Origin of the sequence: Burkholderia sp. BDU5, from assembly GCF_001522845.1 — a bacterium.
Taxonomy (GTDB): Bacteria; Pseudomonadota; Gammaproteobacteria; order Burkholderiales; family Burkholderiaceae; genus Burkholderia; species Burkholderia mayonis.
The window spans coordinates 1-3,334 of sequence record NZ_LOWC01000118.1 but is presented as its reverse complement, the minus strand read 5'-3'; the positions used below and the strand labels follow the sequence as shown (position 1 = coordinate 3,334).

General features: G+C 62.4%; 7 protein-coding genes and 1 pseudogene. 7 read left to right on the top strand and 1 reads right to left on the bottom strand.

Annotated elements, in window-relative coordinates; translation table 11 throughout:
- Positions 1-72: 72 nt before the first annotated feature.
- Positions 73-276 carry a helix-turn-helix domain-containing protein gene (locus tag WS69_RS19145; protein ID WP_059472269.1) on the bottom strand — a complete coding sequence of 68 codons (204 nt, stop codon included), beginning with the start codon at positions 274-276 and terminating at the stop codon, positions 73-75.
- A 71-nt stretch (positions 277-347) separates the two neighbouring features.
- On the opposite strand from WS69_RS19145, the gene WS69_RS19140 reads away from it, so the two are divergent.
- From WS69_RS19140 to WS69_RS19120, 7 genes and pseudogenes are all read left to right on the top strand, one after another.
- A complete protein-coding gene (locus WS69_RS19140) occupies positions 348-740 on the top strand; it encodes a helix-turn-helix domain-containing protein (protein WP_059472268.1) in 393 nt (130 codons plus the stop codon).
- 754 nt (positions 741-1,494) lie between these two features.
- Complete coding sequence (locus tag WS69_RS19135) at positions 1,495-2,076, top strand: hypothetical protein (RefSeq protein WP_231747167.1); 582 nt, start codon at positions 1,495-1,497, stop codon at positions 2,074-2,076.
- Position 2,077: 1 nt separating this feature from the next.
- Positions 2,078-2,200 carry a hypothetical protein gene (locus WS69_RS35315; protein ID WP_269434754.1) on the top strand — a complete coding sequence of 41 codons (123 nt, stop codon included), beginning with the start codon at positions 2,078-2,080 and terminating at the stop codon, positions 2,198-2,200.
- Positions 2,201-2,229: 29 nt separating this feature from the next.
- Positions 2,230-2,385 (top strand): hypothetical protein, encoded by a 156-nt coding sequence (locus WS69_RS33525; RefSeq protein WP_156438247.1) that lies wholly within the window; start codon positions 2,230-2,232, stop codon positions 2,383-2,385.
- 58 nt (positions 2,386-2,443) lie between these two features.
- Positions 2,444-2,656: a hypothetical protein gene (locus tag WS69_RS19130; protein WP_059472266.1), complete on the top strand. Its 213-nt coding sequence runs from the start codon at positions 2,444-2,446 to the stop codon at positions 2,654-2,656.
- Positions 2,641-2,955, top strand: a complete 315-nt coding sequence (locus tag WS69_RS19125; RefSeq protein WP_156438245.1) for a hypothetical protein — start codon at positions 2,641-2,643, stop codon at positions 2,953-2,955. Before WS69_RS19130 ends, WS69_RS19125 begins: the two co-directional genes overlap by 16 nt.
- Positions 2,952-3,334 (top strand): annotated as a pseudogene (locus tag WS69_RS19120) (hypothetical protein); the annotation flags it as partial. The gene WS69_RS19125 and the pseudogene WS69_RS19120, both read left to right, overlap by 4 nt.

Below are 3,334 nucleotides of genomic sequence, written 5' to 3'. Positions count from 1 at the left end.
CGGCCTGGCGATCGGTGATGCGCGGTGAACGCGTCGGCTGCGGCGGCGGATCGGTGATATCGGAGACTGGCTTCACGTTCCCTCCTTCGGGTGGCCCAATTTTTCCTCGTATAGCTTCAAGAGCGACGTCGCCAATCGGTAGGACGGCCGACGCTTCCCCAGCCGACCACTCTGAATTTCGGAAATCGTCGGCTGCGAGCAATCCACCGCGCGCGCGATTTCGACTTGGCTCATGCCAAGGCGCTTGAGTTCGAGAGCAATGAATTGAAGGTCCATGCCCAAATTATAGGTTTGCCGATTTTTCTGTCAATAGGCAAACCGATGCCGTTTCATATAAGAATTCCTATATGACAATCAGCACCTACGGAAAGCGACTTCGCGACGCGCGAAAGACGGCTCGGCTGACGCAGAAGCAGCTGGCGGACAAGGTCGGCCTCAAGCAAGCGACGATCTCAGAGCTCGAAAACGACGAATATGACGGTTCGGCCAAGACACCCCTAATTGCGGATGTCCTCGGCATCAATGCTCTTTGGCTCGCCGAAGGCAAAGGCGAGCCGGTGTCGAGCGCTGATTCCCAGATGGGCTACGAGGCAGCCATCAAAGCGGCAAGCGACGCTGCTCGGGCTTTGATTGACGCTATCCTCAAGGCCGACAAGACTGGCGAGCCGGCGCAGACCTTCAATTTGATGCTCCGGATGCTTCCGGATGAAAACGAGCCCATCGGGCGCTTGAATCCATAGCGGCATCCTCGCTTTTCGGCTGCTGCTCCCCACTCAGCGGTTCCAGCGCCCAATCCTCCGCGATCAAGGTCTGGGTCACGACGTAGCGTCGGCGATCCTCGCTTACCCCGAAAGCCGGCCCGTCAAGGACCCGCACCAACCATTCGGTCTCGCTATACGCGCGCCGCACGAGTACGAGCCTCCCCTTCAGCAGTTCATTCCAGGCCCTTCTAATCCGCGCTAGGTCGCCCGGCTTACACCGCAACTCGCTCGCCCGCGTCTCTCGATCCATTCCAGCCCTCGCTCTTCTTCGCCACAAATACTGTATGTATGTACAGTAGTGTAGACCTGAAATCGGGGCGCTTTCAACTGGTGTCAGCAGGCACTTAATCAGACGGGTGGCTTCTCAGTTGAGCCGCCTCGCCAACTGCCGCGCCGGTGTCCGCGACAAGTGCCGTTCAGAAAGTTTTGAGGCGCGCTACCAATCGCCGATAAATATCGGCAAACCTATTGACAGTTCATATCGGCATGCCTATATTTCAATCCGACGCAGCACTGATCGCTGCGCCACCGCCCAGGCGGATCGTTCTTTAACAACCGAAGGTAAGCCGGGACCGCGCAAGCGGAGCAACCGGCCGGCGCGATCTGCGTCGTGAGTCAGGACGGACGCTGCGGAAAGCCGCGGCGCGCCGAGCAAACCTGATGCAAGACAGCCAGCAACACGTGCCCGATGGCGTGGTAATCGGCACAAAACCTCGCGCGGCCCGGAGCCGGCATGGCCGGGAGTAGCCGGGCGCGCGAGCGTGACGCAGTCTTGACCGGCGGCGGTTCGAACCATCGAGGCGTCGCCGGTGAGGGCTGCATCGCAGATGCAATTTCGCTGTTCAAGACATCAATTCTGTTAGCACACCTACTTTATAGGGAGGGTGCCATGCACTTGCCCGGCATCAACCGAAGCAACATCCGCACGCTGCCGGCTCGCGTCGACCGACGCGCCGACCAGCTGCAGGCCGCGGCCGACGATGCCGCGCTGGCGCGCGACGAGCGCAACGAAGCGATCGCCGAAGGCGTCACGTTCGACGTGCTGCCGTTTTCGACCGAGCAGATCGCCGTGCTCGACGCCGCGCTGCGCCGTGGCCGAATCGAGGATGTGTACGAGGTCTGGAACATCTGCAAGGACGCACTCGCCGCGGAAATTAAGCAGCGCATCGCCGACGCCGATCTCGCCGCCGCTGGCCTGCGCTTCCCGCGAACGTACTGCTCGCAATGCGGCCAGTGTTTCGGACCAGGCAACGGAGGCTTCAGCCATTGCAGCGACCATCGCGCCATCCCGCTGCGCATCGTCCGCGAGGTCTGACATGTCCACGACTGCACGTGATCTGATCGAGCTACGCCGCGACTTCCCGGCCTCGCCCGAGCTGCGCCGCCTCGCGCTGAACCTCATCGCCCCCGGCGTCGCTGACGCGCGGTGCGGCTGCTGACCAACCCCGCCCGCTACAGGAGAACGACGATGGAGAAGCTATTCAGCGAATGGTTCTGGTCCGAAGCCTCGGCGCGTGGCGCGGCAGAGCGCGCAGCGAAGAAGGTCGGCGGCGTTGCTCGCTGGCGGTACGCGTTGCGCGCGGACGGCCGGCACGACTGGATCGCCGAAGTCTTCGCCGCCTGAACAACCGCGCCCGCTACGGCGGGCAATCACACCAGTACATCAGCCAGGAGAGACGGGAATGAATCGCAGACCGAATCCGCAGAAGGCAGTCGACGATTGGAATGCCCGCGTGCAGGTGGGCGCCACTGTCGAGTATTCCGAGGTACGCGGCGACCCGCCGAAGACCTTCACGACCCGCACCGAAGCCGAAGTGCTGAGCGGTCATACCGCAGTCGTTTGGCTCAACGGCAAGAGCGGATGCGTGGCGATCAGCCATTGCACTCCCATCTGATCTGCGGCGGGCAATCACACCACATGCTGGGGGACGCGATGAGCTGCGGATACCAAGGGGCGCACTTCGGCGCCCATTACGAAGACGGTTGCTGCATCGACGGCTACCTGTGGGACTTGGACAGCTGCGACGAGCCTGGCGGCCCGCTCCACAACGGTGGCGACGAGCCATGCCCGTGCTGCAACACGCGCGAATACGTGCTCGGTTGCGACGATCTGCACCTGACGGGCAACGCAAAGCAGCGACGCATGCAGGTCCGCGCAGCCATCCGTCGCGTCCGCTCGTGGGCCGCTGTTTGAGCAACCGTTCCCGCTACGGCGAGCAACAGGTCGAAATTCCCGGAGGAAGAGCCGTTCAAGTCCGGGTGATCCGCGCACTGACGAGACCGGAATTTCATCGAACAACAACTTCGAGAGACCACATGGAAACGATCAACGACGGCGGGCCGGCATTTCCGATCAACGACCATCAGCTCGTGCACCGCGTCGGCGCGGCAGCGGTTGAAGGCGTCACGGATTCGGCTGAGCGCGACCGGATCTACATCGAGGCAACGGCCCGCGCGAGCGCAGGCATGACGCTCCGCGACTACTTCGCGGCGAAGGCGATCGCCGCCGTTCTCCGAACGCCGTGGTTTCTGCATACGTCCAGTCAGCGAGGTTCATCGGAGTATGCGCCGGA

What these genes read in the sequence shown, in the direction of transcription:
- WS69_RS19135 (WP_231747167.1), top strand. Translation starts at nt 1,495, where the DNA reads ATGGCCGGGAGTAGCCGGGCGCGCGAGCGTGACGCAGTCTTGACCGGC.
- WS69_RS19145 (WP_059472269.1), bottom strand. Translation starts at nt 276, where the DNA reads ATGGACCTTCAATTCATTGCTCTCGAACTCAAGCGCCTTGGCATGAGC.
- WS69_RS35315 (WP_269434754.1), top strand. Translation starts at nt 2,078, where the DNA reads ATGTCCACGACTGCACGTGATCTGATCGAGCTACGCCGCGACTTCCCG.
- WS69_RS19140 (WP_059472268.1), top strand. Translation starts at nt 348, where the DNA reads ATGACAATCAGCACCTACGGAAAGCGACTTCGCGACGCGCGAAAGACG.
- WS69_RS19130 (WP_059472266.1), top strand. Translation starts at nt 2,444, where the DNA reads ATGAATCGCAGACCGAATCCGCAGAAGGCAGTCGACGATTGGAATGCC.
- WS69_RS33525 (WP_156438247.1), top strand. Translation starts at nt 2,230, where the DNA reads ATGGAGAAGCTATTCAGCGAATGGTTCTGGTCCGAAGCCTCGGCGCGT.